Origin of the sequence: Micromonospora sp. FIMYZ51 (genome assembly GCF_038246755.1) — a bacterium.
In the GTDB taxonomy this organism is placed as follows: Bacteria; Actinomycetota; Actinomycetes; order Mycobacteriales; family Micromonosporaceae; genus Micromonospora.
Genome location: NZ_CP134706.1, coordinates 507,293 through 532,302, shown reverse-complemented (window position 1 = coordinate 532,302; position 25,010 = coordinate 507,293). Strand labels below are relative to the sequence as shown.

23 protein-coding genes are annotated in these 25,010 nt (G+C 71.5%); 9 read left to right on the top strand and 14 right to left on the bottom strand.

The window, feature by feature from the left end:
• Positions 1-6 precede the first annotated feature (6 nt).
• Positions 7-1,302, bottom strand: a complete 1,296-nt coding sequence (locus tag QQG74_RS02610) for an MFS transporter (protein WP_341718687.1) — start codon at positions 1,300-1,302, stop codon at positions 7-9.
• Positions 1,299-1,973, bottom strand: coding sequence for a pyridoxamine 5'-phosphate oxidase (gene pdxH, locus QQG74_RS02605; protein WP_341718686.1), 675 nt, complete (start codon positions 1,971-1,973; stop codon positions 1,299-1,301). Before pdxH ends, QQG74_RS02610 begins: the two co-directional genes overlap by 4 nt.
• 232 nt (positions 1,974-2,205) lie before the next feature.
• On the opposite strand from pdxH, the gene QQG74_RS02600 reads away from it, so the two are divergent.
• The 3 genes from QQG74_RS02600 to sepH all read left to right on the top strand — a co-directional run bounded on the left by QQG74_RS02600 (position 2,206) and on the right by sepH (position 6,378).
• Entirely contained in the window at positions 2,206-3,312 is a 1,107-nt protein-coding gene (locus QQG74_RS02600; protein ID WP_341718685.1) for a citrate synthase 2, read from the top strand.
• A 609-nt stretch (positions 3,313-3,921) separates the two neighbouring features.
• Entirely contained in the window at positions 3,922-5,049 is a 1,128-nt protein-coding gene (gene serC, locus QQG74_RS02595) for a phosphoserine transaminase (protein WP_341718684.1), read from the top strand.
• 258 nt (positions 5,050-5,307) lie between these two features.
• The gene (sepH, locus tag QQG74_RS02590; protein ID WP_341718683.1) at positions 5,308-6,378 is read left to right on the top strand and encodes a septation protein SepH; all 1,071 of its coding nucleotides are present in this window, start codon (positions 5,308-5,310) and stop codon (positions 6,376-6,378) included.
• Positions 6,379-6,668: 290 nt separating this feature from the next.
• On the opposite strand, the gene QQG74_RS02585 is transcribed toward sepH, so the two are convergent.
• The 5 genes from QQG74_RS02585 to QQG74_RS02565 all read right to left on the bottom strand — a co-directional run bounded on the left by QQG74_RS02585 (position 6,669) and on the right by QQG74_RS02565 (position 11,512).
• A complete protein-coding gene (locus tag QQG74_RS02585; RefSeq protein ID WP_341718682.1) occupies positions 6,669-7,400 on the bottom strand; it encodes a 2'-5' RNA ligase family protein in 732 nt (243 codons plus the stop codon).
• A 37-nt stretch (positions 7,401-7,437) separates the two neighbouring features.
• Positions 7,438-7,947 (bottom strand): hypothetical protein, encoded by a 510-nt coding sequence (locus tag QQG74_RS02580; RefSeq protein ID WP_341718681.1) that lies wholly within the window; start codon positions 7,945-7,947, stop codon positions 7,438-7,440.
• Between the two features lie 156 nt (positions 7,948-8,103).
• Positions 8,104-9,381 carry an MFS transporter gene (locus QQG74_RS02575; protein WP_341718680.1) on the bottom strand — a complete coding sequence of 426 codons (1,278 nt, stop codon included), beginning with the start codon at positions 9,379-9,381 and terminating at the stop codon, positions 8,104-8,106.
• 77 nt (positions 9,382-9,458) lie between these two features.
• Positions 9,459-9,908, bottom strand: coding sequence for a MarR family transcriptional regulator (locus QQG74_RS02570; protein ID WP_341718679.1), 450 nt, complete (start codon positions 9,906-9,908; stop codon positions 9,459-9,461).
• A gap of 125 nt (positions 9,909-10,033) precedes the next feature.
• Entirely contained in the window at positions 10,034-11,512 is a 1,479-nt protein-coding gene (locus QQG74_RS02565; RefSeq protein WP_341718678.1) for an NCS2 family permease, read from the bottom strand.
• 88 nt (positions 11,513-11,600) lie between these two features.
• On the opposite strand from QQG74_RS02565, the gene QQG74_RS02560 reads away from it, so the two are divergent.
• Entirely contained in the window at positions 11,601-11,843 is a 243-nt protein-coding gene (locus QQG74_RS02560; protein ID WP_341718677.1) for a DUF2530 domain-containing protein, read from the top strand.
• A gap of 43 nt (positions 11,844-11,886) precedes the next feature.
• Here QQG74_RS02560 and QQG74_RS02555 read toward each other — a convergent pair whose 3' ends face one another.
• Positions 11,887-12,714 (bottom strand): DUF3027 domain-containing protein, encoded by an 828-nt coding sequence (locus tag QQG74_RS02555; RefSeq protein WP_341718676.1) that lies wholly within the window; start codon positions 12,712-12,714, stop codon positions 11,887-11,889.
• 88 nt (positions 12,715-12,802) lie between these two features.
• Between QQG74_RS02555 and QQG74_RS02550 the strand changes: the two genes are divergently transcribed.
• The 3 genes from QQG74_RS02550 to QQG74_RS02540 all read left to right on the top strand — a co-directional run bounded on the left by QQG74_RS02550 (position 12,803) and on the right by QQG74_RS02540 (position 16,070).
• Positions 12,803-14,461, top strand: coding sequence for an MFS transporter (locus QQG74_RS02550; protein ID WP_341718675.1), 1,659 nt, complete (start codon positions 12,803-12,805; stop codon positions 14,459-14,461).
• Positions 14,458-15,129: a futalosine hydrolase gene (locus QQG74_RS02545; protein ID WP_341718674.1), complete on the top strand. Its 672-nt coding sequence runs from the start codon at positions 14,458-14,460 to the stop codon at positions 15,127-15,129. The genes QQG74_RS02550 and QQG74_RS02545 overlap by 4 nt, the downstream gene beginning before the upstream one ends.
• 92 nt (positions 15,130-15,221) lie before the next feature.
• Positions 15,222-16,070: a 1,4-dihydroxy-6-naphthoate synthase gene (locus QQG74_RS02540; RefSeq protein WP_341718673.1), complete on the top strand. Its 849-nt coding sequence runs from the start codon at positions 15,222-15,224 to the stop codon at positions 16,068-16,070.
• Here the strand turns inward: QQG74_RS02540 and QQG74_RS02535 are convergent.
• The gene (locus tag QQG74_RS02535; RefSeq protein WP_013731110.1) at positions 16,031-16,417 is read right to left on the bottom strand and encodes a cold shock domain-containing protein; all 387 of its coding nucleotides are present in this window, start codon (positions 16,415-16,417) and stop codon (positions 16,031-16,033) included. The two genes, QQG74_RS02540 and QQG74_RS02535, sit on opposite strands and share 40 nt — an antisense overlap.
• A 29-nt stretch (positions 16,418-16,446) precedes the next feature.
• Complete coding sequence (locus tag QQG74_RS02530) at positions 16,447-17,070, bottom strand: HAD family hydrolase (RefSeq protein ID WP_341718672.1); 624 nt, start codon at positions 17,068-17,070, stop codon at positions 16,447-16,449.
• Positions 17,071-17,153: 83 nt separating this feature from the next.
• On the opposite strand from QQG74_RS02530, the gene QQG74_RS02525 reads away from it, so the two are divergent.
• Positions 17,154-19,622: a helicase-associated domain-containing protein gene (locus QQG74_RS02525; protein WP_341718671.1), complete on the top strand. Its 2,469-nt coding sequence runs from the start codon at positions 17,154-17,156 to the stop codon at positions 19,620-19,622.
• A gap of 57 nt (positions 19,623-19,679) precedes the next feature.
• Here the strand turns inward: QQG74_RS02525 and QQG74_RS02520 are convergent, their stop codons facing one another.
• Positions 19,680-19,910, bottom strand: a complete 231-nt coding sequence (locus QQG74_RS02520; protein WP_341718670.1) for a hypothetical protein — start codon at positions 19,908-19,910, stop codon at positions 19,680-19,682.
• Between the two features lie 462 nt (positions 19,911-20,372).
• On the opposite strand from QQG74_RS02520, the gene QQG74_RS02515 reads away from it, so the two are divergent.
• Complete coding sequence (locus tag QQG74_RS02515) at positions 20,373-22,052, top strand: DNA repair helicase XPB (protein ID WP_341718669.1); 1,680 nt, start codon at positions 20,373-20,375, stop codon at positions 22,050-22,052.
• 42 nt (positions 22,053-22,094) lie between these two features.
• Here the strand turns inward: QQG74_RS02515 and QQG74_RS02510 are convergent, their stop codons facing one another.
• The 3 genes from QQG74_RS02510 to QQG74_RS02500 form a co-directional block, all read right to left on the bottom strand.
• Positions 22,095-23,279, bottom strand: a complete 1,185-nt coding sequence (locus QQG74_RS02510; protein ID WP_341718668.1) for a hypothetical protein — start codon at positions 23,277-23,279, stop codon at positions 22,095-22,097.
• A gap of 121 nt (positions 23,280-23,400) precedes the next feature.
• A complete protein-coding gene (locus tag QQG74_RS02505) occupies positions 23,401-23,613 on the bottom strand; it encodes a hypothetical protein (RefSeq protein ID WP_341718667.1) in 213 nt (70 codons plus the stop codon).
• Positions 23,614-24,052: 439 nt separating this feature from the next.
• Positions 24,053-24,877 carry a phytanoyl-CoA dioxygenase family protein gene (locus QQG74_RS02500; RefSeq protein ID WP_341718666.1) on the bottom strand — a complete coding sequence of 275 codons (825 nt, stop codon included), beginning with the start codon at positions 24,875-24,877 and terminating at the stop codon, positions 24,053-24,055.
• Positions 24,878-25,010 lie beyond the last annotated feature (133 nt).

Here is a 25,010-nt window from a genome sequence, read left to right as displayed (position 1 = left end):
TAGCCGTCAGGCTCGCTCTTCGCTCGACGTGGTAGGCGTCCGGTACCGCGTCAGCACCGGGAACGCCACCGCGAGCAGTACCGCGAGCACCGCCGCCGCCAGGCCGCCACCGACCCAGGCCACCCCGCTGCCGAAACCGGTCGCCATCGCGCCGGCCCGCAGGTCACCCAGGCGCGGCCCACCGGCCACCACCACCGTGTTGATCCCCTGGAGCCGGCCGCGCATCCGGTCCGGCGCGTAGACGATCAGCATCGACTGCCGTACCACCGAGCTGACCAGGTCGGCCGCCCCGGCCAGCACCAGCAACGCGACGACCAGCCAGAGTTGCCGGGCCAGCCCGGCCAGCGCCACCGCGACCCCCCACCCGATGACGGAGAGCACCAGCACCAGCCCCTGCCGACGGACCCGGCCGATCCAGCCGGACACCAGCCCGGCGAGCAGCGAGCCGATCGCGATCGAGCTGTACAGCCAGCCCACCGCCGCACCCCCGCCGAACCGCTCGGCCGCCACCTCGGGGAAGAGCGCCCGGGGAAAGGCGAGCACCATCGCGATCAGGTCGATGGCGAAGGAGAGCAGCAGCACCGGTGCACCGGCCAGATAACGGACGCCGTCGACGATGCTGCGCAGCCCGGCCTGCCGGGGCGTACCGTCCGGGTCCGGCTCGGGCGGCATGGCGGGCAGCCGCAACGCCGCCCAGACCAGGGCGACGAGCAGGGTGGCGTCCAGGGCGTACGCGAGCGGCAGCGCGACCCCGAGGTCGAAGACGGCGAGAATCAAGCCGGCAGCCAGCGGGCCGAGGACCGCGGTGGCCATCGCGGTGGTGAAGTTGAGCGTGGTGGCGGCGGGCACCAACTCGGCGGGCACCAGCCGGCCGACGAGCGCGCCCCGGGCCGGGCCGCCGATCGCGAACGAGACCGAACTCAACGCCACCAGCGCCAGCAGCAGCACCGGGCTGCCGACCCCGAGCACAGACTGGGCCAGCAGGCCCACCAACGAGACCCAGAGCAGCACCGAACTGCCCACCAGCACCCGGCGCCGATCGACGGCGTCGGCCACCGCGCCGCCCCACAATCCGAAGATCAGCAGCGGTACGAAGGCGGCGACGCCGAGCAGCCCCACCCAGAGCGAGTCCTCGGTCAGCGCGTACATCTCCACCGGCACGGCGACGGCCGTGAACTGGAAGCCGAACATCGCGATGCCGTTGCCGACCCACAGCCGCCGGTACGCCGGCACCCGCAGCGGACGCAGGTCGATCGCCCAACGGCGCTGCTCGCGCGGCCGGGAGGTGTCGGTCGCGGTCACGGCGCCAGCCGCTCCACGACCCAGCCACCGCCGGTACGCCGAAAGCGCAGCCGGTCGTGCAGCCGGCTCGCCCGGCCCTGCCAGAACTCGACCGACTCGGGTCGCACCCGCAGCCCGCCCCAGTGCTCCGGGGCGGGGATCGGCTCCACCTCGGCGAACCGCTCCGCCGCCGCGCGGTAGCCCTCGTCCAGCGCGGCCCGGTCCGGCAGCACCGACGACTGGGCACTGGCCCACGCGCCCAGTTGGGAGCCGCGCGGCCGGCCGGCGAAGTACGCCTCGGTCTCCGCCCGGTCGACCGGCTCCACCGACCCGGCGACGACCACCTGCCGGTGCACCGGGAACCACGGGAAGACCAGACTGGCGTGCGGATTGGCGAGCGCCTCGGTGCCCTTGCGGGACCGGTAGTTGGTGAAGAAGACGAAGCCTTCCGGGTCGTACCCCTTGAGCAGCACCGTCCGCGCGCTCGGCCGGCCTTCGGCGTCGGCGGTGCCCAGCACCATGGCGTTCGGCTCTGGCAGCCCGGCGGCCACCGCCTCGGCGAACCAGCGGTCGAACTGGGTGTGCCAGTCACCCGCCAGGTCGGCCTCGACCAGCCCGGACTCGGCGGCGTACTCGTGGCGCATCCCTGCTGGCGGTGGTGTGTCCCCCGTCACGTTCCCTCCCCTGACCATCGGGCCGCTGCCGGCCCGACCAGCCGCTACGGCCCAGTCTGGCCGAACGGCCGGCGGCTTGCGCGACCGGGGATGTCGTGTGCAGCACATCGATCGCGTCTCGCATACCCGGTTACCAGCAGGCAAGATGTCACGAACACATCCGGAGAGGGTCGCCTAAGGCGCTCACCCGGCCGGGGCCGGGGACACCGAGCCCGGGCGGGCGCACCGACCACACACCAGGAGTAGTGAGATGGCCGATTTCAAACCCGGACTTGAGGGTGTCGTAGCGTTCGAAACCGAGATCGCCGAGCCCGACCGCGAGGGCGGCGCGCTGCGCTACCGCGGCGTCGACATCGAAGACCTGATCGGCCAGGTCTCCTTCGGCAACGTCTGGGCCCTGCTGGTCGACGGCCGGTTCGGCCCCGGCCTGCCGCCGGCCGAGCCGTTCCCGGTGCCCGTGCACTCCGGTGACATCCGGGTCGACGTGCAGTCCGCCGTCGCGATGCTCGCCCCGTACTGGGGGTTGCAGCAGCTGCTGGACATCTCCGACGAGCAGACCCGCGAGGATCTCGCCCGGGTGTCGGTCACCGCGCTCTCCTTCGTCGCCCAGTCCGCGCGCGGCCTCGGCCTGCCGGCGGTGCCGCAGAAGGAGATCGACAAGGCTTCCACGGTGGTCGAGCGCTTCATGAAGCGGTGGCGCGGCGAGCCCGACCCACGGCACGTCAAGGCGGTCGACGCCTACTTCATCTCGGCGGCCGAGCACGGCCTGAACGCCTCCACCTTCACCGCCCGGATCGTCGCCTCCACCGGCGCGGACGCCGCCGCCTGCATCTCGTCCGGCATCGGCGCGCTCTCCGGCCCGCTGCACGGCGGCGCGCCGTCGCGGGTACTCAGCATGCTGGAGGCGGTCGAGCGCAGCGGTGACGCCGAAAGCTACGTCAAGGGCGTGCTCGACCGGGGCGAGCGGCTGATGGGCTTCGGCCACCGGGTCTACCGGGCCGAGGACCCGCGCGCCCGGGTGCTCCGCCGCACCGCCAAGGAGCTGGGCGCGCCGCGTTTCGAGGTCGCCGAGGCGCTGGAGAAGGCCGCCCTGGCCGAGTTGCAGGCCCGGCGCCCGGACCGGGTGCTCGCCACAAACGTCGAGTTCTGGTCCGCCGTGGTGCTCGACTTCGCCGAGGTACCGGCGCACATGTTCACCTCCATGTTCACCTGCGCCCGGATGGGCGGCTGGAGCGCGCACATCCTGGAGCAGAAGAAGCTCCAGCGCCTGGTCCGTCCCTCCGCCCGCTACGTCGGCCACAGCCCCCGCAAGCCGCACGAGGTCGACGGCTGGGACGCCGTCCCCCACAACGTCTGAGGTGTAAGGAAGGGCCCCTTATTAACGTCTCGTGTATAGGAAGGGCCCCTTCTTAACAACCACACGTACGAGCTCACGCGACACCCCGCGAAGATCCCGGCCGGCCAGCCCGCCGGGATCTTCGCGGTTTCGTCCTTCATCGGGGCGCGGTAGGCCCCAGGAACGGCGGACGGGCGGCGCAGGGCTTAGGTCAGCGGACGGGCGGCGCAGGGCCCAGGACCAGCAGCCAGCAGCCAGCAGCCGACAGCCAGCAGCCAGCAGCCGACAGCCGGCAGCCGGCAGCCGGCAGCCGGTGCGGCACCGGACCCAGGAACGGCGGACGGGGGCGGAGGGCTTAGGACCAGCGGACAGGCGGCACCGGAACCCAGGACCAGCGGACGGTGGGTGGGGCCGAGCCCAGGACCAGCAGACGGTGTGGCGCAGGACTCAGCACCGATGGTGAGACGAACGGCCGGTCAGGCCCCTGCTGGTGCGAGGATGAGACCGGCAGTGTCGCCGGACCGGGGCCGGATCCCGACCGAGCCGTGCGGCCACGCATGGCGTCCGCAATCCGCACCGGCCGGCGTAAACCAGGCCCGCCCTCGCCCATTCGGAAGGATCTTCAAGATCGTGGCTGACGCACCGACCATCCGGATTCCCGACGAGATCAAGCCCGCCGACGGCCGATTCGGCTGCGGGCCGTCCAAGGTCCGTCCGGCGGCGGTCTCCGCGCTCGCCGAGGTGGCGACCAGCTACCTGGGCACCTCGCACCGGCAGAAGACCGTCCGTGACCAGGTGGCCCGGCTGCGTTCCGGCATCGCCGAGTTCTTCTCCCTCCCCGAGGGCTACGAGGTGATCATCGGCAACGGTGGCACCACCGCGTTCTGGGAGGTCGCCACGTTCGGCCTGATCCGCGAGCGGGCCCAGTTCGCCAGCTTCGGCGAGTTCGGCGCGAAGTTCGCCAAGGCGGTCAAGGACGCCCCGTTCCTCGGTGAGCCCACGATCCGCAAGTCGGACGCGGGCAGCGCGCCGACCCTGGTCGCCGAGGCGGGCGTGGACGTCTACGCCACCCCGCACAACGAGACCTCGACCGGTGTAGCGGTGCCGATCGGCCGGGTGGCCGGGGCCGACTCCGACTCGCTGCTGCTGGTCGACGCCACCTCCGGTGCCGGCGGGCTGGAGGTCAACGTCGGCGAGACCGACGTCTACTACTTCGCCCCGCAGAAGTGCTTCGGCTCCGACGGTGGGCTCTGGCTGGCCCTGATGTCGCCGGCCGCGCTGGAGCGGGCCGCCGCGGTCAAGGCGTCGGGCCGGTACATCCCGGCCTTCCTCGACCTGGTCACCGCGATCGACAACTCGCGGTTGGAGCAGACGTACAACACCCCGGCGCTGGCCACGATCTTCCTCGCCGCCGAGCAGACCGACTGGATGAACTCCCAGGGCGGGTTGGCCTGGGCCGCCAAGCGGACGGCCGAGAGCGCCGCGACCGTGTACGGCTGGGCGGAGCGGTCGGCCGTCGCCACGCCGTTCGTCACCGATCCGGCGTTGCGCTCGAACGTGGTCGCCACCATCGACTTCGTCGACGGGGTGGACGCCACCGCGATCGCCAAGGCGCTGCGGGCCAACGGCATCGTGGACACCGAGCCGTACCGCAAGCTGGGCCGCAACCAGCTGCGGATCGCGCTCTTCCCGGCCGTCGAGCCCGCCGATGTGGAGGCGCTGACGGCCGCCATCGACTACGTCGTCGAGCGGCTGTAACCGGACCATGACGTACCGCCGCGGGCTCGGCCACCCACCGGGGTGTCCGGGCCCGTGGCGCCGGTGCCGGCCGGACCCGGGCTGAGCCGTCCGTCGGGTACGCACTGAGCCGCCAGACAGCGGCGGAGCAGCCCGAATCGGCCCGCTACCCGGGCGTGGCGTCTCCCACCTGAACCGGAATGGGCGTACGGTGGTACGTAACGCCCCGGGTGGCCGGCTCGTGGCGTACGGCCAGCGAAGCGGGACGGAGGCAACGCGATGCGCCCAGTACGCTTCGTCGCCCTCTCCGAGGACGGCCAGGCCCTGGTGCTCGCCGACGAGGTCGGGCGGCTGCTCGCCCTGCCCATCGACGAGCGTATCGCCGGAGCACTGCACGCCGAGCCGGGTGCGCCCACGCTCGCCGTGGCCCCGGCCACTGCCGATCCGGTGCCGTCGCTGTCCCCACGGGACATCCAGGCCCGGATCCGCGCTGGTGAGTCCGCCGAGGACGTGGCCCGCATCGCGGGTGTGCCGGTCGACCGGGTGCTCCGTTACGCCGGGCCGGTGCTTCAGGAGCGGGCGATGCTCGCCCAGCACGCCCGCCGCACCCGGCTCAAGGGTGCGGAGAAGCCGACGCCGCTCGCCGAGGTGGTCAACGGCCGGCTCGCGCAGCACGGGATCGACACCGAGAAGATCTCCTGGGACGCGTGGCGCCGCGACGACGGCACCTGGCGGATCGTCGCCACCTGGCCGTCCGGTAAGGCCACCGCTCAAGCGGTCTGGGATCTGGACAAGACCCGCCAGTCGGTGACCCCGCACGACGACATGGCGCAGTACCTCTGCGCCGAGCGCCCCACGCCCATCCTGGGCCAGGAGCCGGCACCCGAGCGGGGCGGTCACGCCCTGCCCACCCCGTCGCGCGGCGAGCCGAGCCGGGGCGGGCACGGGTTGCCCGCTCCCGCCGAGTCGGGCCGGCCGGGCCGGGATCCGATCCGGGCTGGCCGGGACGCCCTGCTCGCCTCGCTCGACCGGCCACTCGGCTCGACCTCGGGCCGTGGCCTGGAGCCCCGCTCGCCGGCTGCGCTGGCCGGGTCGGACTCGCCCCGGCAGCGGGCGGTCAGCGGTGGTGCCGCCGCACTGCTCGGTGGTGGTCAGGGTTCGGCCTTCGACGACGACTCCGACGCGCCGAAGGAAGTTCCGGCCGTCCCTTCGCTGGCCGTGCTTCGACCCCGCCGTCAGGGTGCGCCCGCGACCGAGTCCGCCGATGCCGCCGGCAAGCCGCGCAAGCGCCTCCCCAGCTGGGACGACGTCCTCTTCGGCAGCGGCCCGGCCGCCCGCGAGTCCTCCTGACAACCCCAGCCCACCCGCCACCGGCAGCAGGTGTCGAGCTTGCGCTCCGGTCGGACATGAGCCTCGAAAGCTGACGATCCAGCGACCAGAAGTCCAAGATCAGCGCAGCGGAGGGCGGTCCGCCCGGGTCCGTGTCCAGTAGCGCAGGACGGGCGGCTGCTGGTTCAGGGCCGGCGAGTGCTGGTTCAGGGCCGGCGAGTGCTGGTTCAGGGCCGGCGAGTGCTGGTTCAGGGCCGGCGAGTGCTGGTTCAGGGCCGGCGAGTGTTGGTTCAGGGCCGGCGAGTGTTGGTTCAGAGCGGCCAGGCGGCGAGCCGGTGATAGCTGGCCGGCGGCCCGGGTCGGCTCTGCACCAGCACCAGTTCGTCGGCGGGCCAGGGCGGGCCGAGGTAGCCGTCGAGCGCGGCAAGGTCGGCTTCGACGTCTGCGTGCGGCATCCGGTCACCGGGGCGGGCGATGGTCAGGTGCGGCCGGAACGGCCGGTCGTCGCCGGGTATCCCGACCGTGGCCAGTGCGGCACGGACGTCGCCGGCCAGCGTCAGCAGGCGGTCGACGTCGCCGCGTACGTCGACCCAGAGCACGGTGCTGCGGCCCCAGCCGAACCGACCGCCGCCGCCCAGCCGCAGCACGGCACGGCGGTCGCCACCCGTCGACCCGACACAGCGGTCGCCACCCGTCGACCCGACACAGCGGTCGCCACCCGTCGACCCGACACAGCGGTCGCCACCCGTCGACCCGACACAGCGGTCGCCACCCGTCGACCCGACACAGCGGTCGCCACCCGTCGACCCGGCACGGCGGTCGCGAGCAGTCGACGCGGTGTCGGCGAGGGCCTGCCGTACGGCGGCCACCCGCGCGGGGTCGACGTCGCCGAGGAAGGCGAGCGTGAGATGGACGCGGGCCGGGTCCACCAGCCGGACGTTCGTTCCGGCGGTCGCGGCTGCGGTCACCCGCAACCCGGCCACCTGGGCGGCCAGGTGCCCGATCGCTTCGGCCGGTGGGTAGATCGCGGTGAAGAGGCGCACCCGATACAGGGTCGCAGTCGAGGGCGGCCGACGGTCGTCAAGGATGCGGCTCGTGTTGCCCGGGACGGGTCGCCGGCAGTCTCAGGCCGGCGGCGTCCAGTTCGCCCTCCACCCGGACCCGTTCGATCTGCCGGTCGACGCCGGCCAGCTCGGTCAGGTGCTCGGTGATGCCGAGCGCCTGGCAGGCCAGCCGGAGCCGGTCGTCGTACGCGTCGAGCACGCTGCTGTGCCACACCGTCGCCCGGCCGCCCCCACCGACCCGCTCCCGACGCAGGCAGCGCAGGTCGGCGGCGACCTGTTCCAGGGGACGCCGATCGGCCCGGTCCAGGGCAGCGAGGTCGATCCGGCTGGTCAGCTGGTCCGCCTCCACCGCCCGGTTCAGCTCGGCGATCAGGCGTCGCTCCTGCCGCCGCTGCCGCCACTCGGCGTATCCACGGGTGAAGCGGTCCACCATCCCGTCCGCACAGACCACGAGCGCGATCAGCACGGGCAGCAGCACCACGGCGACCAGCGCCAGGGTGAGCAACAGCAAGCGTAGGACCTCCACCCACCGAAGTTATGCCGCAGCGCACCGTGACGTAACCGATTTTCCCGAATCCCGACCTGCCGGCCCCGCTTGTGTGCTCAGCGGGGCCGATCAGGGCCGCTGTGCTCAGCGGGGCCGATCAGGGCCGCTGTGCTCAGCGGGGCCGATCGGGGCCGCCTACAGCTGGGTGACGTAGAAGCGGGGCATCGGCAGGACCCGGAACCGCAGCCGGGCACCGTCGCGGCGCAGTTGCCAGGCCAGCGCCATCAACGCGGTGGCCAGGGAGAGCAGGCCACCGGCCCAGATGCTGGTGCCGGCACCGAAGGTCTCCGCGATCCAGCCGATGATCGGCGCGCCGACCGGGTTGGTGCCGAGGAACACCAGCACCCACAGCGCCATCACCCGTCCCCGGAACGCGGCGTCGGTGCCGAGCTGGACCCGCTGGTTGGCTGCCTGCGCGAAGTAGACCATGAAGAAGCCGGTCGGCGGCAGCAGCACCACGACCATCCAGTACGCGGGCGCGAGCCCGACGAGGGTACCGAAGACCGCACAGCCGATCGCGGCGCCGAGCACCAGCCAGACCGAGGGGCGGCTCCGCCGCCCGGTACCGGCCAGCGCACCGACCAGCGCACCGACCGCCAGCGTCGTACTGAACAGGCCGAACGAGGCCGCACCGGTGTGGAACACGGTCTTGGCCAGCGCCGCCAGGGTGAGCTGGAAGTTGAACAGCGACATCCCGATCACCGACATCACCACCATCGGCAGCAGCAGGTCGGGGCGGCGGCCGACGTAGCGCAGCCCGTCCAGCACGGTCGCCGCGGCCCGCTCGCCGAGCGGCGGCAGCGGCTCCCGGTACAGCTCTGCCGGGCGCATCTGGATCACCGTCGCGAGGGGCGCGATCGAGCTGAGCGCGGTGAACAGGAAGACCGGCCCGACGTCGAAGGCGGCGATGGCGAGACCCGCGACCGCCGGGCCGATGATCCGGGCGGAGTTGAACACGGCCGCGTTGAGGGAGAGCGCGTTGGGCAGCAGCCGGGTGCCGACCAACTCGGAGACGAACGCCTGCCGCACCGGCGTTTCCACCGCGTTGGCCACGCCGAGCAGCGCGGCGAAGACGAAGACGTGCCAGAGCCGGACCATGCCGGTGAACACGAGCACGCTCATCGCCAACGACAGCACGGTCCAGAAGGCGTTGGCAGCGAAGAGGAGCATCCGCTTGTCGTACCGGTCGGCGAGTCGGCCGGAGATCAGCGTGAGCAGCAGGACCGGGGTGAACTGAAGGGCGACCACCACGCCGAGCGCGGTGGCCGAGTCGCCGGAGAGCTCGAGAACCAGCCAGTCCTGGGCGATGAACATCATCCAGACACCGAGCAGCTTGATCAACTGTCCGGACGCGAATAGCCGATAATTGCGGACCTGTAGGGACTGGAACATCGTGCTGAGCCGTGCCTGCACTCTCAGTGCGCCTCCTCGCGGTCGTACGCGTCGTCAACGACGGACGGCGCGGCGCGGGGCACACCAGGTGTGCGGCGTCAGGCGCGGGAGATTCGCTGGAGGATCTCCGCTGCGTGGTGCAGGGTCTCCCGGTCGACGTCGTTCAGCTCGGCCAGCCGGCGGGCCAGCCATTCGTCCCGGACCCGCTCGAACTGGTCGAGCACGGCCCGGCCCCCTTCGGTCACCGCGAGGATGACCTGCCGGCCGTCGGTCGGGTGGGGGCTGCGCTGCACGAGGCCGCGTTCCTCCAGCTTCGCGACGATCTTGGTCATCGTCGGTGGCTGCACCCGTTCGACGTCGGCGAGTTCCCGCGGCGTGAGCGCGCCCCCCAGCCGGATGCTGGTGAGCGCGGACAACTGGGTGACCGTCAGGTCACCGACCGGTCGGGCCTGGCGGACCCGCCGGTTCAGCCGGGTTATCGCATCACGCAGCTGATGGGCCAGCTGCGCCGGTGGCATGCTCTGAGCCGTCACCGTCCGCTCCGTCACGATAGTTAGCCTAACTAATTTTGTGGTCCGGTCGCAGCCGATATGACCATGCTCACCCGGCCTCCTGGTCTGCCCGGGGCGGGCGCGCGGAAGCCACTCGACTGGTCCCGCGCGCCCGGCCAGGATCAGAACAGCAACGCCTCCAGCGGACCGCGCAGGAAGTACACCACGAAGAGCCCGGCCACCCCGTACAGCAGCGGATGGATCTCGCGGAATCGGCCCTTGGCCAGCTTGACCACCACGTACACGATCAGACCCGCCCCGATGCCGTTTGAGATCGAGTAGGTGAAGGGCATCAGCACGATGGTGAGGAACGCCGGGATGGCGATCTCGTAGTCGGACCAGTCGATGGCGCGTACCGCGGTCATCATCAGGAAGCCGACCACCACCAGTGCGACGGACGCCGCCTCGAACGGCACGATCACCACCAGCGGCGCCAGGAACATGGCCAGCAGGAACAGCAGGCCGGTGACCAGGTTGGCCACCCCGGTCCGGGCACCCTCCGCGACACCGGCGGCACTCTCGATGTACGACGTGTTGCTGGAGACGCTGGCCGCGCCACCGGCGGCGGCACCGATCGAGTCGACAAGCAGGATCTCCTTCGCCCGGGGCGGAGTGCCCTGCTCATCGAGCATGCCGCCCTCCTGGCCGACGGCCACCATCGTGCCCATCGTGTCGAAGAAGTCGGTGATGAGCAGCGTGAAGATGAACATCAGCACGACCAGCCAGCCGGCCCGTTCCCACGAACCCAACACGTTGAACTTGCCGAGCAGCGACAGGTCCGGCACGTCGAACGGGTTGCTCGGCAGCGTCGGGACGTTCAGCGACCACCCCTTCGGGTTCGGTACGCCGTCGACCACCGACGGGCCGATGTTGCCGACCGCCTCCACAAGCATCGCCAGCACCGTCGAGCCGAGGATGCCGAGCAGGATCGCGCCCTTGACCCGGCGTACCACAAGCACCAGGGTCAGCAGCAGACCCAGCACGAAGACAAGCATCGGCCAGCTGACCAACCGGCCCCCGATGCCCAGGCCGAGCGGGACGGTGGTGTTCGCCTCGTCCGGCAGCCGGCGGACGAAGCCCGCGTCCACCAGGCCGATGATGGTCAGGAAGAGACCGATACCGACGCCGATCGCCGTCTTCAGCTGGGTCGGCACCGAGCGGAACACGGCGGTACGCAGCCCGGTCAGCACCAGGATCGCGATGATCACACCCTCGATGACCACCAGGCCCATCGCGTCGGCCCAGGTCATCTCCGGTGCGATCTCGTACGCCACCAGGGCGTTGATGCCCAGGCCGGCGGCGAGCGCCAGCGGGAACCGGGCGACCGCGCCCATCATGATGGTCATCAGACCGGCGATCAGGGCGGTGGCCGCGGCGATCGCCGGGATCGGCAGGCTGTTGCCCTCGATGTCGACGGCACTGCCGAGGATGAGCGGGTTGAGCACCACGATGTACGCCATCGTGAAGAAGGTGGCCAGGCCACCACGTACCTCCCGGCTCATCGTCGAGCCTCGGGCGGTGACCTCGAAGTACCGGTCGAAGCGGTTGACCGGCCGACTGGGGTCGGGGGATGTGTCGTTTTCGGGCGGCGCTACTGCCATCGGGATCCTCGCAGCGAATGATCAGGTCGTCGGGCGCATCGTCGCAGATGACCGGCGTACAGCAAAGCCGATCGCGTACCCTGGCCGGGTGCCGAAGCAGCCGCCCCGACCTGAGCCGCTCGACCCGCCGATGGTGCCGTTCGCGCTCGCCGGGATGGCCGCCTGGGCGGTCGCCGGTCTGGTGCTGCTGCTCTTTCGCGACCGGTTGGCCGCCAGCGGCCACGAGAACTGGCTCTGGACCTGCCTGGCCGGTTTCCTGTGGGGGTTTCCCGGGCTCGCCGTGATGATGCGCCACGACGCCAACCGCCGGCGGCGCCGCGCCGCCCGCTGAACACCGTCCGTCGCGTCCCGGTCAGCCGTCCGTCGCGTCCCGGTCAGGAGTTGCCGTACGACTCCGTCGGCTCGTCCGTGCCGGGCAGCCGGCTTACCGACATCGGCTCCACCGCGCTGTCGTCGTAGACGGTGGGCATCTCGTCCACCGCCGTCTCGGTCTCGACCAACGTCTCGGAGTGCGCACCGCAGCCATGGTCGGCGCTGACCACCCGACCGTCGTCCGGGGCGTAAAAGTTGCCGCAGACCCCGAAGCACTGCCGCAGCCGGCCGGCGAGCGGCAGATAGAACCCGCAGGTGCCGCAGCGTGCCGCCGCCGGTGCAGCGGTCGAGATGGGCGCCGACGGGCCGTGGTCCCCGTCGTACCAGCGCTGGGCCGCCTCGATCCGCCCGTCCCGCGACATCACGCGGGGCCGGCCGAGCCCCAACTCCCAGGCGATCTCCTCGACCGCCGGATCATCGGAGTGGAGGTAGCCGGGCTGGAGCCGCTCGTCGTCCGGCGGCGTCGGCAGCAGGTCACCCGGGCCGAGGTCGCCCGGCTTGAGCCGCTCCTGCCAGGGCAGCCAGCCCGGGGCGAGCAGCGCGTCCGGCCCGGGCAGCAGCACGGTCTCGCAGATCGTCACGTTACGGCTGCGGGGCACCCGGGTGACCGTGACCGCCCAACGCCAGCCCCGGTAACCGGCCAGCCGGCACTCGAAATAGTGGGTGACCAGCCGGTCACCTTCAGCCACCACCTGAAGGTGATCACCGACATCGTCGGGATCCACCTCGGTGATGGCGGCGCGCGCCGCATCGACGGCGGCGGCGCAGACCTGGTCGAGACGAGCGGCGCGGGCGGAGGCGGGCCTGGTCACCTGACCATTGTTCCCCATCGGTGGCTCCGGCTGCGAGGCACTCCCCGGAGGTGTTCTTGTGGCGGTGACGCGCCATCCGTCCCGCTGATGGGTGAGGATGGGTCCCATGCCGCTGTTCTCCCGCTCCGAGCGGTCCCTTCTCGGGCGGACCGTCGGCACCGGAATCCGCGCCACCCGGCTGCTGCTGCGTGGCTCGCTCAGCAGTGGCCGCTGGGTGACCCGCAGCGCCGCCCGGGCCCGGGCCCGGGGTGCCGGCGGCGAGACCGGCATGGTCCGCCTGTTCGACCTGCACGCGGTCTCCTGCGCCGGGGACACCCTGATCGCCATCGGCCTGGCCGGGACGATCTTCTTCAACGTGCCGCTCGGCGAGGCCCGCAGCAAGGTGGCGCTCTACCTGCTGGTGACCATGGTGCCGTTCGCCATGCTCGCCCCGGTGGTCGGCCCCCTGCTCGACCACTTCCGGCACGGCCGACGGTACGCCCTGGCCACGACCATGCTGGGCCGGGCCTTCCTGGCTTGGATGATCTCCGACTACATCCACGGCTTCGGTCTCTATCCGGCGGCCTTCGGCGTGCTGGCGCTCTCCCGGGCGTACGGCGTGGCCCGCTCCGCGGCCGTGCCCCGACTGTTACCCGAGGGGCTCGGCCTGTCCCAGGTCGGTGCCCGGGCCAGCGTCTACGGCACGGTCGCCGGGGCGCTTGTCGCCCCGATCGGCCTGGCCGCGTTCTGGCTCGGGCCACAGTGGCCGCTGCGGGTCGCCTCGGTCATCTTCCTGGTCGGCATGGTGATCTCCCTGCGGCTGCCGCCGAAGGCCGACTCCGAGCCGCCGGAGCGGGTACCACGGCCACTGCGGGCGCTGCGGCGGAGCACCGGCGACCGCCCGCTGGGCCGAGGACGTCCCGCCGGTCGCCTGGTGATCTCGAACTTGATCGGGGCGGCGACGCTGCGCGCGATCTACGGCTTCCTGCTGCTCTTCCTCGCCTTCACCATCAAGGCGGGTGACCTGACCACCGTGGTGTTCGGGCGCGACCTGAGTGACGAGGGAGCACTGGGCCTGGTCGGCGCGGCGCTGGCCATCGGTACCTTCCTGGCCACCGCGCTCGGCACCCGGCTGCGCATCCACCGGCCGGCCGCACTGGTGTCCAGTGGCATGGTCATCGTGGCCGGCGTGGCGGTCCTCACCGCGCTGAGCTTCTCGCTGCCGATGGTCGCCCTGCTCTGCGTGGTCGCGGCAATGATGAGCGGCATCGCCAAGCTCGCCGTGGACGCGTCGATCCAGGAACGGATCTCGGAGCGGCTGCGGGCCAGTTCCTTCGCCCACTCGGAGACGGTGCTGATGCTCGCCTTCGTGGCCGGCGGCGGGCTCGGACTCGTACCCTTCAACGGTCGGATCGGGATCGCCGTCGCGGCCGGCGTCGGGGCGCTGGCCGCCGCGCGGGGCCTGGTGATGGCCCGCCGGTTGCGGGACGAGCGGCTGCGCGGTCGTCCGCTCACCGACGAGGAACTGGCCACTGCCGAACGGGACGCCGACCCACCGACCACCGACCCACCGACCGACCCACCAACCGACCCGGTACGGGCCGACCCGGAGCAGGTGGCCGATCCCGCACCCGCCTCGCCCGCTCCCGTCCAGGGCGGCTCGACACCCGAGGAACCGCACCTGGCCCCGCCGGGCTTCCACATCTACCGGCCGTCGTCCGCGGCCACCCGGTCCGGTGGCAGCGACGACGAAACCCGGCACAGCTCCTCCGGGCCGCTCACGTGACCGCCCTGCTGGTGGTCACCGCGGTCCCCGCCGAGGCGGAGGCGGTCCAGGCCGGACTCGACGATCCCACGGTGACGGTGGTGCCGGTGGGAGTCGGTCCGGCCGTGGCCGGCGCGGCAACCGCCCGGCTGCTGGCGCTCGCCGAGGCCGCCGGGCGGCCGTACCGGGGCGTGGTCAGCGCGGGGGTGGCCGGCGGTTTCCCGGACCGGGTGCCGGTCGGCGGCACCGTGCTCGGCACCCGGGCCGTCGCCGCCGATCTGGGCGCCGAGTCGCCCGACGGCTTCATTCCCGTCGACGAGCTGGGCATGCCCGCCGAGTTGCTCGGTGGCGGTCCGGCCGTCGCTGCCGACCCGCAGTTGCTGGCCGCGCTGCGCAGCGCGCTGCCGCAGGCCACCGTCGGGCCGGTGCTGACCGTGAGCACCGTCACCGGCACCGCGCCCAGTACCGAGGTGTTGCGCCGACGTCACCCGGACGCGGTGGCCGAGGCCATGGAGGGGTACGGCGTGGCCGTCGCGGCAAGTCATGCCGGGCTGCCCTTCGCGGAACTGCGTACCATCTCGAACCCGATCGGCCCGCGCGACCGGGACGCCTGGCGCCTCCGCGAGGCCCTCACCGCCCTCACCGCTGCCGCCGTCGCCCTGCGCTCACCCCCACCATCGACGTGTTGATCATGAGGTTAGCGGCACCTTGAAGATCAACTACTGCCGCTAACCTCATGATCAACGGGGAGGGGGCGTGGGGGCGGGGTTACCGTGGTGGTGTGGCGCTCTCGCTGGCGATCTCGCCCTGCCCCAACGACACGTTCGTCTTCCACGCCCTGGTGCACGGGCAGGTGCCCGGCGCGCCGCCGGTCGAGGTGACCTACGCCGACGTCGACGTGACAAACACCGCCGCCGAGCGTGGGGCGTACGACCTGGTCAAGGTGAGTTACGCGGCGCTGCCCTGGCTGCTTGAGGACTACCACCTGCTGCCCTGTGGAGGCGCGCTGGGGCGGGGGTGCGGGCCGCTGGTGCTCACCCGGACCGACGACGCGGGCGGGCCGGAGCGCACCGACCTCAGCGGGGCGACCGTCGCGGTGCCGGGCGACCGGACCACCGCGTACCTGCTCTTCCGGCTCTGGGCGACGGGCCGCACGCCGAAGCGGATCGAGGTGGTGCCGTTCCACGAGATCATGCCCGGCGTCGCCGCCGGACGGTACGACGCCGGTCTGGTGATCCACGAGGCGCGGTTCACCTATCCACGGCACGGCCTGACCGCCCTGGTGGACCTGGGCGAATGGTGGGAGGCGGAGACCAGCCTGCCGATCCCGCTCGGCGCCATCCTGGCCCGGCGTGGCGCGGTCGACCCCGAACAGGCCGCCGGGTGGATCCGGGAATCCGTCCAGCGGGCCTGGGCCGACCCGACGGCGAGTCGGGACTACGTGCTGGCGCATGCCCAGGAGATGGAGCCCGACGTGGTGGACCGGCACATCGGCCTCTACGTCAACGAGTACACCGCCGACCTGGGAAAGTCGGGGTTCGCCGCCGTCGAGGCGTTGCTCGGCCGGGCCGCCGACGCCGGGCTCGTGCCTCAGACCTCCAGCTCGCGGGCGACCGCGTGGACCAGCTGAGCGATCTTCTGGGCGGTCTTGCGATCCGGGAAGCGGCCCCGGCGCAGGTCGGGCTGGACCTTCGCCTCCAGCACCTTGATCATGTCTTCCACCAGGCCGTGCAGTTCCTCGGCCGGCCGGCGGCGTAGCTCCGCCACCGACGGGGGCGCCTCCAGCAGCTTCACGCCCATCGCCTGGGTGCCCCGCCGGCTGTCCACCACGCTGAAATCGATCCGCTGGCCGCCCTTGAGGTCGGTGACACCCGCCGGTAGCGCGGCCTTCGGCAGGAACACGTCGCCACCCTCGTCACTGGTGACGAACCCGTATCCCTTGGTCGCGTCGTACCACTTCACTCGACCCGTAGGCACCTGAGAACCTCTGCTTCGTGTTGAGCCGTCTACTGCCTCAAGGCTAGCCGGATCACGCCGTCGAGCGCCGCCGGGAATCCGGTGAGATCTGCCAGCACCACCGCCGCCCCGGCGGACCGCAGCTCCTCGGCCGAACACGGCCCGGTGGCCACCGCGATCCCGGGCACGTCAGCCGCCCGGGCGGCCACCATGTCCGCCACATGATCTCCCACATAGTGGGTAGCGTGATGGGCGCGCAGACCCGTCGCCTTCTCCTCCGCGAACAGGTCTCCGAGCACCTCGTCCACCACCAGCCCCAGGTGGTCCAGGTGCAGCCGGGCCAGCCGGCCGTGCTTCGCGGTGACCACGAGCACCCGCCCGCCGCGCGCCCGCACCGCGTCGATGGCCGCCCGGGCGCCGGGCAGCGGCACCGCTGGCGCGATCGCGTACGCCTGGTAGAGCTCGCGGTAGATCCGGACCGTCTCGTCGACCTGCTCGGGCGGAAACCAGCGGGCGATCTCGACCCGCAGCGGCGGGCCGAGCCGGGACACGGCCGCGTCGGCGTCGATCGGTACGCCCGTCAGCTCGGTCAACGCCCGGAAGGCCGCAGCGATGCCGGGGCGCGTGTCGAGCAGGGTCATGTCGAGATCGAAGCCGACCGTCAATGGAGGCATCCTGGAAAGCTACCCGGCCGCCCGACCCGGCCCGGTCGTCCGATGGGCGGGAGCAGGCCGGTGCGGGCTAGCGTGGAACGACGATGAGCACCTCACTCGCCGACCACCTGCGGTCGCTGCCTGACGAGTCGCTGGCCGCCCTGCTCCAGCAGCGGCCAGACCTCGTCGTACCGGTACCCGCCGACATCGCCGCGCTGGCGATCCGGGCCCAGTCCCGGGTCTCGGTGTCGCGCGCCCTGGACGAGCTGGACCAGTTCACCCTCCAGATCATGGACGCCGCCCGGTTGACCCGTGACCCGGCCGACGGCACCACCTCGGTCGACGGGGTCCTCGCGATGGCCACCGCCGGCCCGCACCCACCCGCACCGACCTCCGTCCGGGCCGCCGTCGACCGGCTGCGCGCCCGCCTCCTGCTCTACGGGCCGGACCACCAGTTGCAGCTGATCGGGGGCATCGACGAGATCGCCCCGTACCCGGCCGGGCTCGGTCGCCCCGCAGCCGAGCTGGACCCGCGTACGGCCGCGCTCTGTGCGGACCCGGCGAAGCTGCGGCGGACGCTGCTGGCCGCGCCCCCGTCGGCGCGGGCCATCCTGGACCGGCTCGCGGCCGGTCCCCCGGTCGGCAGCGTGCCGCCCGGCGCGTTGCAGGCCCCCGCAGCCGGTGCCGAGGACGAGTTGCCCCCGGACGAGACCAACGGCGGGGCGCCGACCGGCTCGCCGATCCGGTGGCTTGTCGACAAGCGGCTGCTGGTCCGGATCGCCGGCGGCAAGGGCGGCACCGCGGGCATGGTCGAGCTGCCCCGGGAGATCGGGCTGCTGCTGCGCCGCGACAGCGGGCCGCTGGGCCCGCTGAACGCCAACCCGCCACCGGTGGCCGCCCCTGGCCGCGAGCCGAAGGCGGTCGACTCCGCCGGGGCCGGGCAGACCATGGAGGTGGTACGCCACACCGAGGCGCTGCTGGACCAGCTGGCCGCCGAGCCGGCACCGGTGCTGCGCTCGGGCGGCCTCGGCGTACGCGACCTGCGCCGGTTGGCCCGCGCCACCGGGCTGGACGAGTCGACGGCCGCGCTGCTGCTGGAGGTGGCGTACGCGGCCGGGCTCACCGGCGAGGTGGAGTTGCCCGGCTCGGCCGCCCGGTACGGCGCCGACCAGCAGGTGCTGCCCACCGGCGGGTACGAGCTGTGGCGGGCCGGTTCGCTTGCCCAACGCTGGGAGCAGCTGGCCCGCGCCTGGTTCACCATGACCCGGCAGGCCGGTCTGGTCGGCCAGCGCGACGATCGGGACCGGCCGATCACGGTGCTCTCCGCCGAGGCGGAGCGGGCCGGCGCGCCGGCCACCCGGCGGGCGGTGCTCGGCGTACTCGCCGAGCTGGAACCGGCGACCGCACCCACCGTCGACGAGGTGCAGGCGCTGTTGGAGTGGCGGGCGCCGCGCCGCAGCCGGGGCCGGGAGGCGGCCCATCGGGAGGCGCTCGCCGAGGCGGCCACGCTGGGCGTGACCGGACTGGGGGCGCTCACCTCGTACGGGCGGCTGCTGCTGACCGAGGCCACCGCGACCGAGGAACGGGACACCGACGACCCACTCGGGCTGCGGGCCGACGACGGCGACGCCGGCACCGCGGTCCGGGCGCTGGACGCGCTGCTGCCCGCCCCGGTGGACCACTTCCTGGTGCAGGCCGACCTGACCGTGGTGGTGCCCGGGCCACCGGAACCGGCGCTCGCCACCGAACTCGACCTGGCCGCCGAGCCCGAGTCAGCCGGTGGGGCGAGCGTGCACCGGGTCACCGCGGGCAGTGTGCGCCGGGCGCTGGATACCGGCTACTCCGCAGACGACCTGCACGAACTCTTCCGGCGCCGGTCGCGTACCCCGGTGCCGCAGGGGTTGACCTACCTGATCGACGACGTGGCTCGCAAGCACGGCGGGCTGCGGGCCGGCTCCGCCGGGGCGTACCTGCGCAGCGATGACGAGGCCCTGCTGGCCGAGGTGCTGGCCGACCGGCGGGTGGCGGAGTTGTCGCTGCGCCGGCTCGCGCCGACGGTGCTGATCACCCCGTACCAGGCCGGGCGGATGCTTAACGTGCTGCGGGAGGCCGGCTACGCGCCGGTGGCGGAGGACACCACCGGTTCCGTGGTGCTCACCCGCCCGAAGGCCCGGCGGGCACCGGCGCGGGTCTCGGTGACCAGCCGGGCGCTCGACCCGCTGGCGACGCCGCGCCTGCCACTGCCGCGCCTGCTCGGCGTGGTCGAGCAGATCCGCCGGGGTGAGGCGGTGGCGCGGGCGGCCCGGCGGGCACCGGCGGCGGTACGCGGCGCGACGCCGACCGGGCCGGCGCCCGCGCACAGTCACAGCGACGCGCTGGCTGTCCTCCAGCAGGCGGTACGCGACAAGGCGCTGGTCTGGGTAGGCTACGTCGACGCGCACGGGGCGACCGCGTCCCGGCTGGTCCGGCCCGTCTCACTCGGCGCGGGTTACCTGCGCGCCGAGGACGAGCGGACGGAGATGTTGCACACCTTCGCACTGCATCGGATCACCGCCGCGGTGCTGGAGAAGTGAGCCGTCAGCCGACCCGGCCGGCGGCCCGGTAAGCGTCCGTTGCGTCGGGCGGGCCGGTCAGCGTCCGTTGCGTCGCACCGAGCCGACGATCGCCACGAGCAGCAGCAGTGCGAACCCGATGCCGGCCACCTCGCCGACCGAGTCCACAAAACCCTTCTGTACCACCAACCAGATGAAGAGGAACCAGCCAGTCAGAAGAACCCCGAAGGCCGTGTATCCGACCACCGTCGCGGTGGAGACGGGTTCTGTCTGCTCTCGTTCGGGGATCACTTCCTGGTCGACGGACATCTACCCTCCCCCGTACGGTCCGGCTCTGCCGTCAAGAGTGTCACCCACGACGGCCACCGGCCAGCACCAGCGCGTACCGATCTTCACGGCTGGTACCCGGCACGGTGCGGCGGCGAAACGGCAGTGCGGGATTCGCCGGCCGGACCGGGCGCGCCGCTCGCCCCCGTTGGCTGATCCGTGATGACGGGAGCGGCCCCCGCGTCTGGCCCGTCTACCACGGTCGAACGCACACGCACCGGTGCCGACCGGCGGGACGATCGCGAGGGCGGCGCGACCGCATGGAGCGCCGCCCTCGATACCTCGCCCCCTTCCAGCTAGACGGCTGAACGCCACCAGTTGGTTGCGCGTGGTGCGCGACTTTCTTGCCACCCGCTGCGGCGTGCAACACTGGATGGTCGCCCTGAGGCAGGTCAGACACCTGCTGTGGCGGTCGGATCAGCCGTACGGAGGAGGAGATTCGGCGTGAGCGGTGGACCCCTGATCGTGCAGTCGGACAAGACGCTGCTGTTGGAGATCGACCACCCGGACGCCCAGGCCTGCCGGATGGCCATCGCGCCCTTCGCCGAGCTGGAGCGCTCCCCCGAGCACGTGCACACGTACCGGCTGACTCCGCTCGGGCTCTGGAACGCCCGCGCCGCCGGTCACGACGCCGAAAGCGTGGTGGACGCGCTGATCAAGTACTCCCGCTACCCGGTGCCGCACGCCCTGCTGGTGGACGTGGCCGAGACCATGGACCGGTACGGCCGGCTTCAGCTCGCCAACGATCCGGCGCACGGCCTGGTGCTGCGGGCCCTGGACCGGGTGGTGCTGGTCGAGGTGGCCAAGAGCAAGAAGCTGGCCGGGATGCTCGGCGCGAAACTGGACGCCGACACGATCGCGGTGCACCCCTCCGAGCGGGGTCGACTCAAGCAGGCCCTGCTGAAGCTGGGCTGGCCGGCGGAGGACCTGGCCGGGTACGTCGACGGCGAGGCGCACCCGATCGAGCTGGCCGAGCAGGGCAAGGACGGCCGCAAGCCGTGGACGCTGCGGTCGTACCAGCGGGAGGCCGTCGAGGCGTTCTGGGCCGGCGGGTCGGGCGTGGTGGTGCTGCCCTGTGGCGCCGGCAAGACGCTCGTCGGTGCGGCGGCGATGGCCGAGGCGAAGGCGACCACGCTGATCCTGGTCACCAACACGGTCGCCGGCCGCCAGTGGAAGCGGGAACTGATCGCCCGCACCTCGCTCACCGAGGAGGAGATCGGCGAATACTCGGGCGAGCGCAAGGAGATCCGGCCGGTCACCATCGCCACGTACCAGGTGCTCACCTCGCGGCGCGGCGGTGCCTTCACCCACCTCGACCTCTTCGGTGCCCGCGACTGGGGCCTGGTCGTCTACGACGAGGTGCACCTGCTGCCCGCGCCGATCTTCCGGTTCACCGCGGACCTTCAGGCCCGCCGCCGGCTGGGCCTGACCGCCACCCTGGTACGCGAGGATGGCCGGGAGGGCGACGTGTTCAGCCTGATCGGCCCGAAGCGGTACGACGCACCCTGGAAGGACATCGAGTCGCAGGGCTGGATCGCCCCGGCCGAGTGCATCGAGGTCAGGGTCACCCTGACCGACGCCGAGCGGATGGCGTACGCGACCGCCGAGGCCGAGGAGCGTTACCGGATGGCGGCCACCGCCCGCACCAAGCTCCCCGTGATCAAGGCGCTTGTCGACCGGCACCCGGACGAGCAGACGCTTGTCATCGGCGCGTACATCGACCAGTTGCACCAGCTCGGCGAATACCTGGACGCGCCGATCGTGCAGGGGTCGACCACGAACAAGGAGCGGGAGCGGTTGTTCGACGCGTTCCGCTCCGGGGAGATCCGGACGTTGGTCATCTCCAAGGTCGGCAACTTCTCCATCGACCTGCCCGAGGCGGCGGTGGCGATCCAGGTGTCCGGCACCTTCGGTTCCCGTCAGGAGGAGGCGCAACGCCTGGGTCGGGTGCTCCGCCCCAAGGCCGACGGCCGGCAGGCGCACTTCTACACGGTCGTCTCCCGGGACACCATCGACACCGAGTACGCCGCGCACCGCCAGCGTTTCCTGGCCGAGCAGGGGTACGCGTACACAATCGTCGACGCCGACGATGTCCTCGGCCCTTCCCTGCCCACTGTCGACTGATCAGGCGAGTGCGCGGCGTCGGTGGGACGTGTGCCGGCGCTGCTAGGAGTTCTGCTCGACCCCGAGCATGCGCTGGAACCGGTGCAGCAGTGGGAACGGCACGGAGCGCTCCACGTAGAAGCCGAGCTGTTCGTTGAAGGTGTACTGCACCGGGTCCTTGAGGCTGAGCGTGGACAGGCCGCGTGCCACCTGCTCAAGGTAGCCGGGGAACTGTGACTGAAGCGCGTAGACGACGCTGTAGTACAGGTTGCGGCCGAGCGAGAAGCACGGGTATCGCGCGTCGTAGTTCTCCAGGGAGTACTTCGGGAAGCAGCCGTCGATGATGCGCTTCGGGCAGAGCCACAGCGGCAGCAGAAGTTTGACATCGCCGATGGGACGGATCGGGAAAGCCGCCGGCTTCAGGCCGCTGGACACCCGGAAGAGGTTCTCGCAGACGATGTCCTCAAGGTTCACTCCGGTGCAGATGTACGAGGTGCCCAGGTCGCGGGCGGCCTTGGAGAGCGCCAGCCGGATCAGCAGCGTGCCGAGGAACTCGAAGTCGTCACCCTGGAACTCCTGCTCGAACCGGTCGATGAGGTCGACCGAGTCGTGCGGGATGTTGAGCAGGCTCTTGACCTCTTCGGCCTCGATGACGCGCAGGTCCAGGCCGTACTTCTCGCACAACGCCTGGGCCCGTGGCACGCCGGCGTCCCAGTCCGGAATGCCCTTCAGGATGACCGGGTGAATCGTCACCTGGTGGTCGGCCAGCTGGCTCAGGCCGTACAGCAGGGCGTTGCTGTCTCCTCCCCCGCTGACTCCGACGACGATGTGCGCCCCGGCGGGCACATGCTGGCGCACGGTGTCGCCCACCCGGTCGGCGATGATCTCCTGACACTCTTCCGGGCTGAGCTTCTTCAGGAAGGACTCCGTGCGGCCGGCTTCGTTGTCCATCCGCTGATAGAAGTATTCCGTCGCCTCGGACTCCGGATTTCCGCTCGGGATGGTGAGGAAATCACCGAGCGAAAAAATGAAGGGATTGACGTTCCGATTGAAATAGAGCAGGACGTCGGAGATCCCCTCGAAATCCGACAGCCGGGTGTCGAGACACGGCGCCAATCGAGGCTCACCGCCGGACTGCGGCACCACGTATACGGCGACGGCGGACCACGGGACATTGTGCCGGTTCAGGATGTCGATAATCCGGTCTTCGGGGTCCCCGGCCAGTTGCTGCCGACCGTGAGACGTCACAACGGAGACCGTCGGAAGGGTGGTGAAGGGGAAAGTCATCGGCGCAACCTGTTTCGTCAGACGGCGTAAGGCACGTGGAAGCGGGTGGGCGGGCAGCCCGACAGGCTGCCCGCCCGGCACATCACTGGGCGCCGGTCTCGCAGCTCGCCCCGGTGATGACCTCGAGCCCGTGCTTCGACGCCGGGACGAAGGCCGCGCCCGTCCGCATGCCCTCGAGCTCGCGAACGGAGACCACGACGTCCGACACCCGGCCAGCGGCCGGGATCAGCGCAACGTGCTCGTTCTTGAGGTTGAAGTTGGTGCTCTGGACAGCGGTCGAAATTGCTTCCCGCATCTGCCCCTCCAATCTCCGTACGGGACTTGTTCCCGCTGGATCAGGCTCACCAATCCGATGTCAGCCTGTCAAGACCGACCCTCATGACATAAGCGTTGACCACTTCGAACCCGCTTCCTAATGGCAGGTCGCGGGCACTTTACCGGGACGACCAAAGCGATCGCGCCAACCGAGGGAATCTGTCTCAGGTGGCACCCGTACAAAATTGTGTCTCAGATGGTTCTTGGCGCAGGCGACACCACGCGCGTCAATGATCATTGATGGTCTGCTCGGAACTCTCGCCCGACCGGGTTCGGCCGTCGTTTTTCTCGACACCGTCGGTAGGGCACCGGCCCCGGCGAGCAGCTCCCGGTGGGCCGTACCAGATCATCGCGGCCGGTGCACCGCGTCGCCGGCTGCTTCGGGCCGACCGCTGGTCGCGGCGACGATCGACGCCCGGTCAGCGGGGCCAGTCGGTCGGAATGATCGGGAAGCGCGGGTGGTCCAACGGCTTGTCCAACTCGAGCCCATGGTTGTCGGTACGGTGATTCGGCGCCCCGGTGTAGCGGGCGTGCGGCGGAAGCCACTGCAAGGCGTACACCCACCGCGGCGTGTCCGTCACGTTCGGCGGCGCGTAGTGGACGATGCCCAGGTCGTGCACTGTCGCGTCACCCGGCTTGAGATGCAGCGGCGGCGAGATCTCGAAGCGCTCCGCCATCTCCGGATGCTCGTCCAGGAGGTTGATCCCATCGGCTCGGTTCAGATACCGACCCAGGGGACCCGACCGGTGCGAGCCACTGAGGAACCGCATCGTGCCCTTCTCCGGCGGGCAGTCGACAAGCGCCATCCACATGGTGAGCGCGCCCTGCCGGTCGAGCGGGTGATGGGGCAGGTCCTGGTGCCACGGGGTTTCCGTGCCCGCCGAGCGCGCCGGCACCTTCACGAAGATGTGGTCGTAGTAGAAGCGCACCGCGCTGTTCATCAGCCGGGCGGCGACCGTGGCGATGGGCGAGGAATGCGAGAAGCTTCTGATCCAGTCGTCATGGTGCGAGCAGCCGTCCCAGCGCTCGTACCAGTTGAAGTCGTTGGGCCGTAGGTCGTTCGGGCGGTCGGTGCTCAGGGTCAGGGGGTTCTCGCCCATCCTCGCCTTCGCTCTGGCGAGAATGCCTTCGACGATCGACATGTCGATCAGTCCTTCGAGCTTGACCCAACCGTTCAGGCGGAAATGTTCGACCTCGTCGTCGGTTACGGGTCGGACGGCTGCCGCGAACTCTGTGACGGACATCGGTACCTCACTCATGTCGGCCGGGCCACTACCGGTCCGGCTTCGGATCGCCGGCGCGTCAGGCGAACGCACCGGCCAGGGGTGTCGCCGGGACACGTGGCCGTGCCCGGATCAGGGTCGGACCTGGCGGATC

What these genes read in the sequence shown, in the direction of transcription:
- pdxH (WP_341718686.1), bottom strand. Translation starts at nt 1,973, where the DNA reads ATGGTCAGGGGAGGGAACGTGACGGGGGACACACCACCGCCAGCAGGG.
- QQG74_RS02600 (WP_341718685.1), top strand. Translation starts at nt 2,206, where the DNA reads ATGGCCGATTTCAAACCCGGACTTGAGGGTGTCGTAGCGTTCGAAACC.
- sepH (WP_341718683.1), top strand. Translation starts at nt 5,308, where the DNA reads ATGCGCCCAGTACGCTTCGTCGCCCTCTCCGAGGACGGCCAGGCCCTG.
- QQG74_RS02565 (WP_341718678.1), bottom strand. Translation starts at nt 11,512, where the DNA reads ATGGCAGTAGCGCCGCCCGAAAACGACACATCCCCCGACCCCAGTCGG.
- QQG74_RS02555 (WP_341718676.1), bottom strand. Translation starts at nt 12,714, where the DNA reads ATGGGGAACAATGGTCAGGTGACCAGGCCCGCCTCCGCCCGCGCCGCT.
- QQG74_RS02550 (WP_341718675.1), top strand. Translation starts at nt 12,803, where the DNA reads ATGCCGCTGTTCTCCCGCTCCGAGCGGTCCCTTCTCGGGCGGACCGTC.
- QQG74_RS02530 (WP_341718672.1), bottom strand. Translation starts at nt 17,070, where the DNA reads ATGCCTCCATTGACGGTCGGCTTCGATCTCGACATGACCCTGCTCGAC.
- QQG74_RS02525 (WP_341718671.1), top strand. Translation starts at nt 17,154, where the DNA reads ATGAGCACCTCACTCGCCGACCACCTGCGGTCGCTGCCTGACGAGTCG.
- QQG74_RS02520 (WP_341718670.1), bottom strand. Translation starts at nt 19,910, where the DNA reads ATGTCCGTCGACCAGGAAGTGATCCCCGAACGAGAGCAGACAGAACCC.
- QQG74_RS02505 (WP_341718667.1), bottom strand. Translation starts at nt 23,613, where the DNA reads ATGCGGGAAGCAATTTCGACCGCTGTCCAGAGCACCAACTTCAACCTC.
- QQG74_RS02500 (WP_341718666.1), bottom strand. Translation starts at nt 24,877, where the DNA reads ATGTCCGTCACAGAGTTCGCGGCAGCCGTCCGACCCGTAACCGACGAC.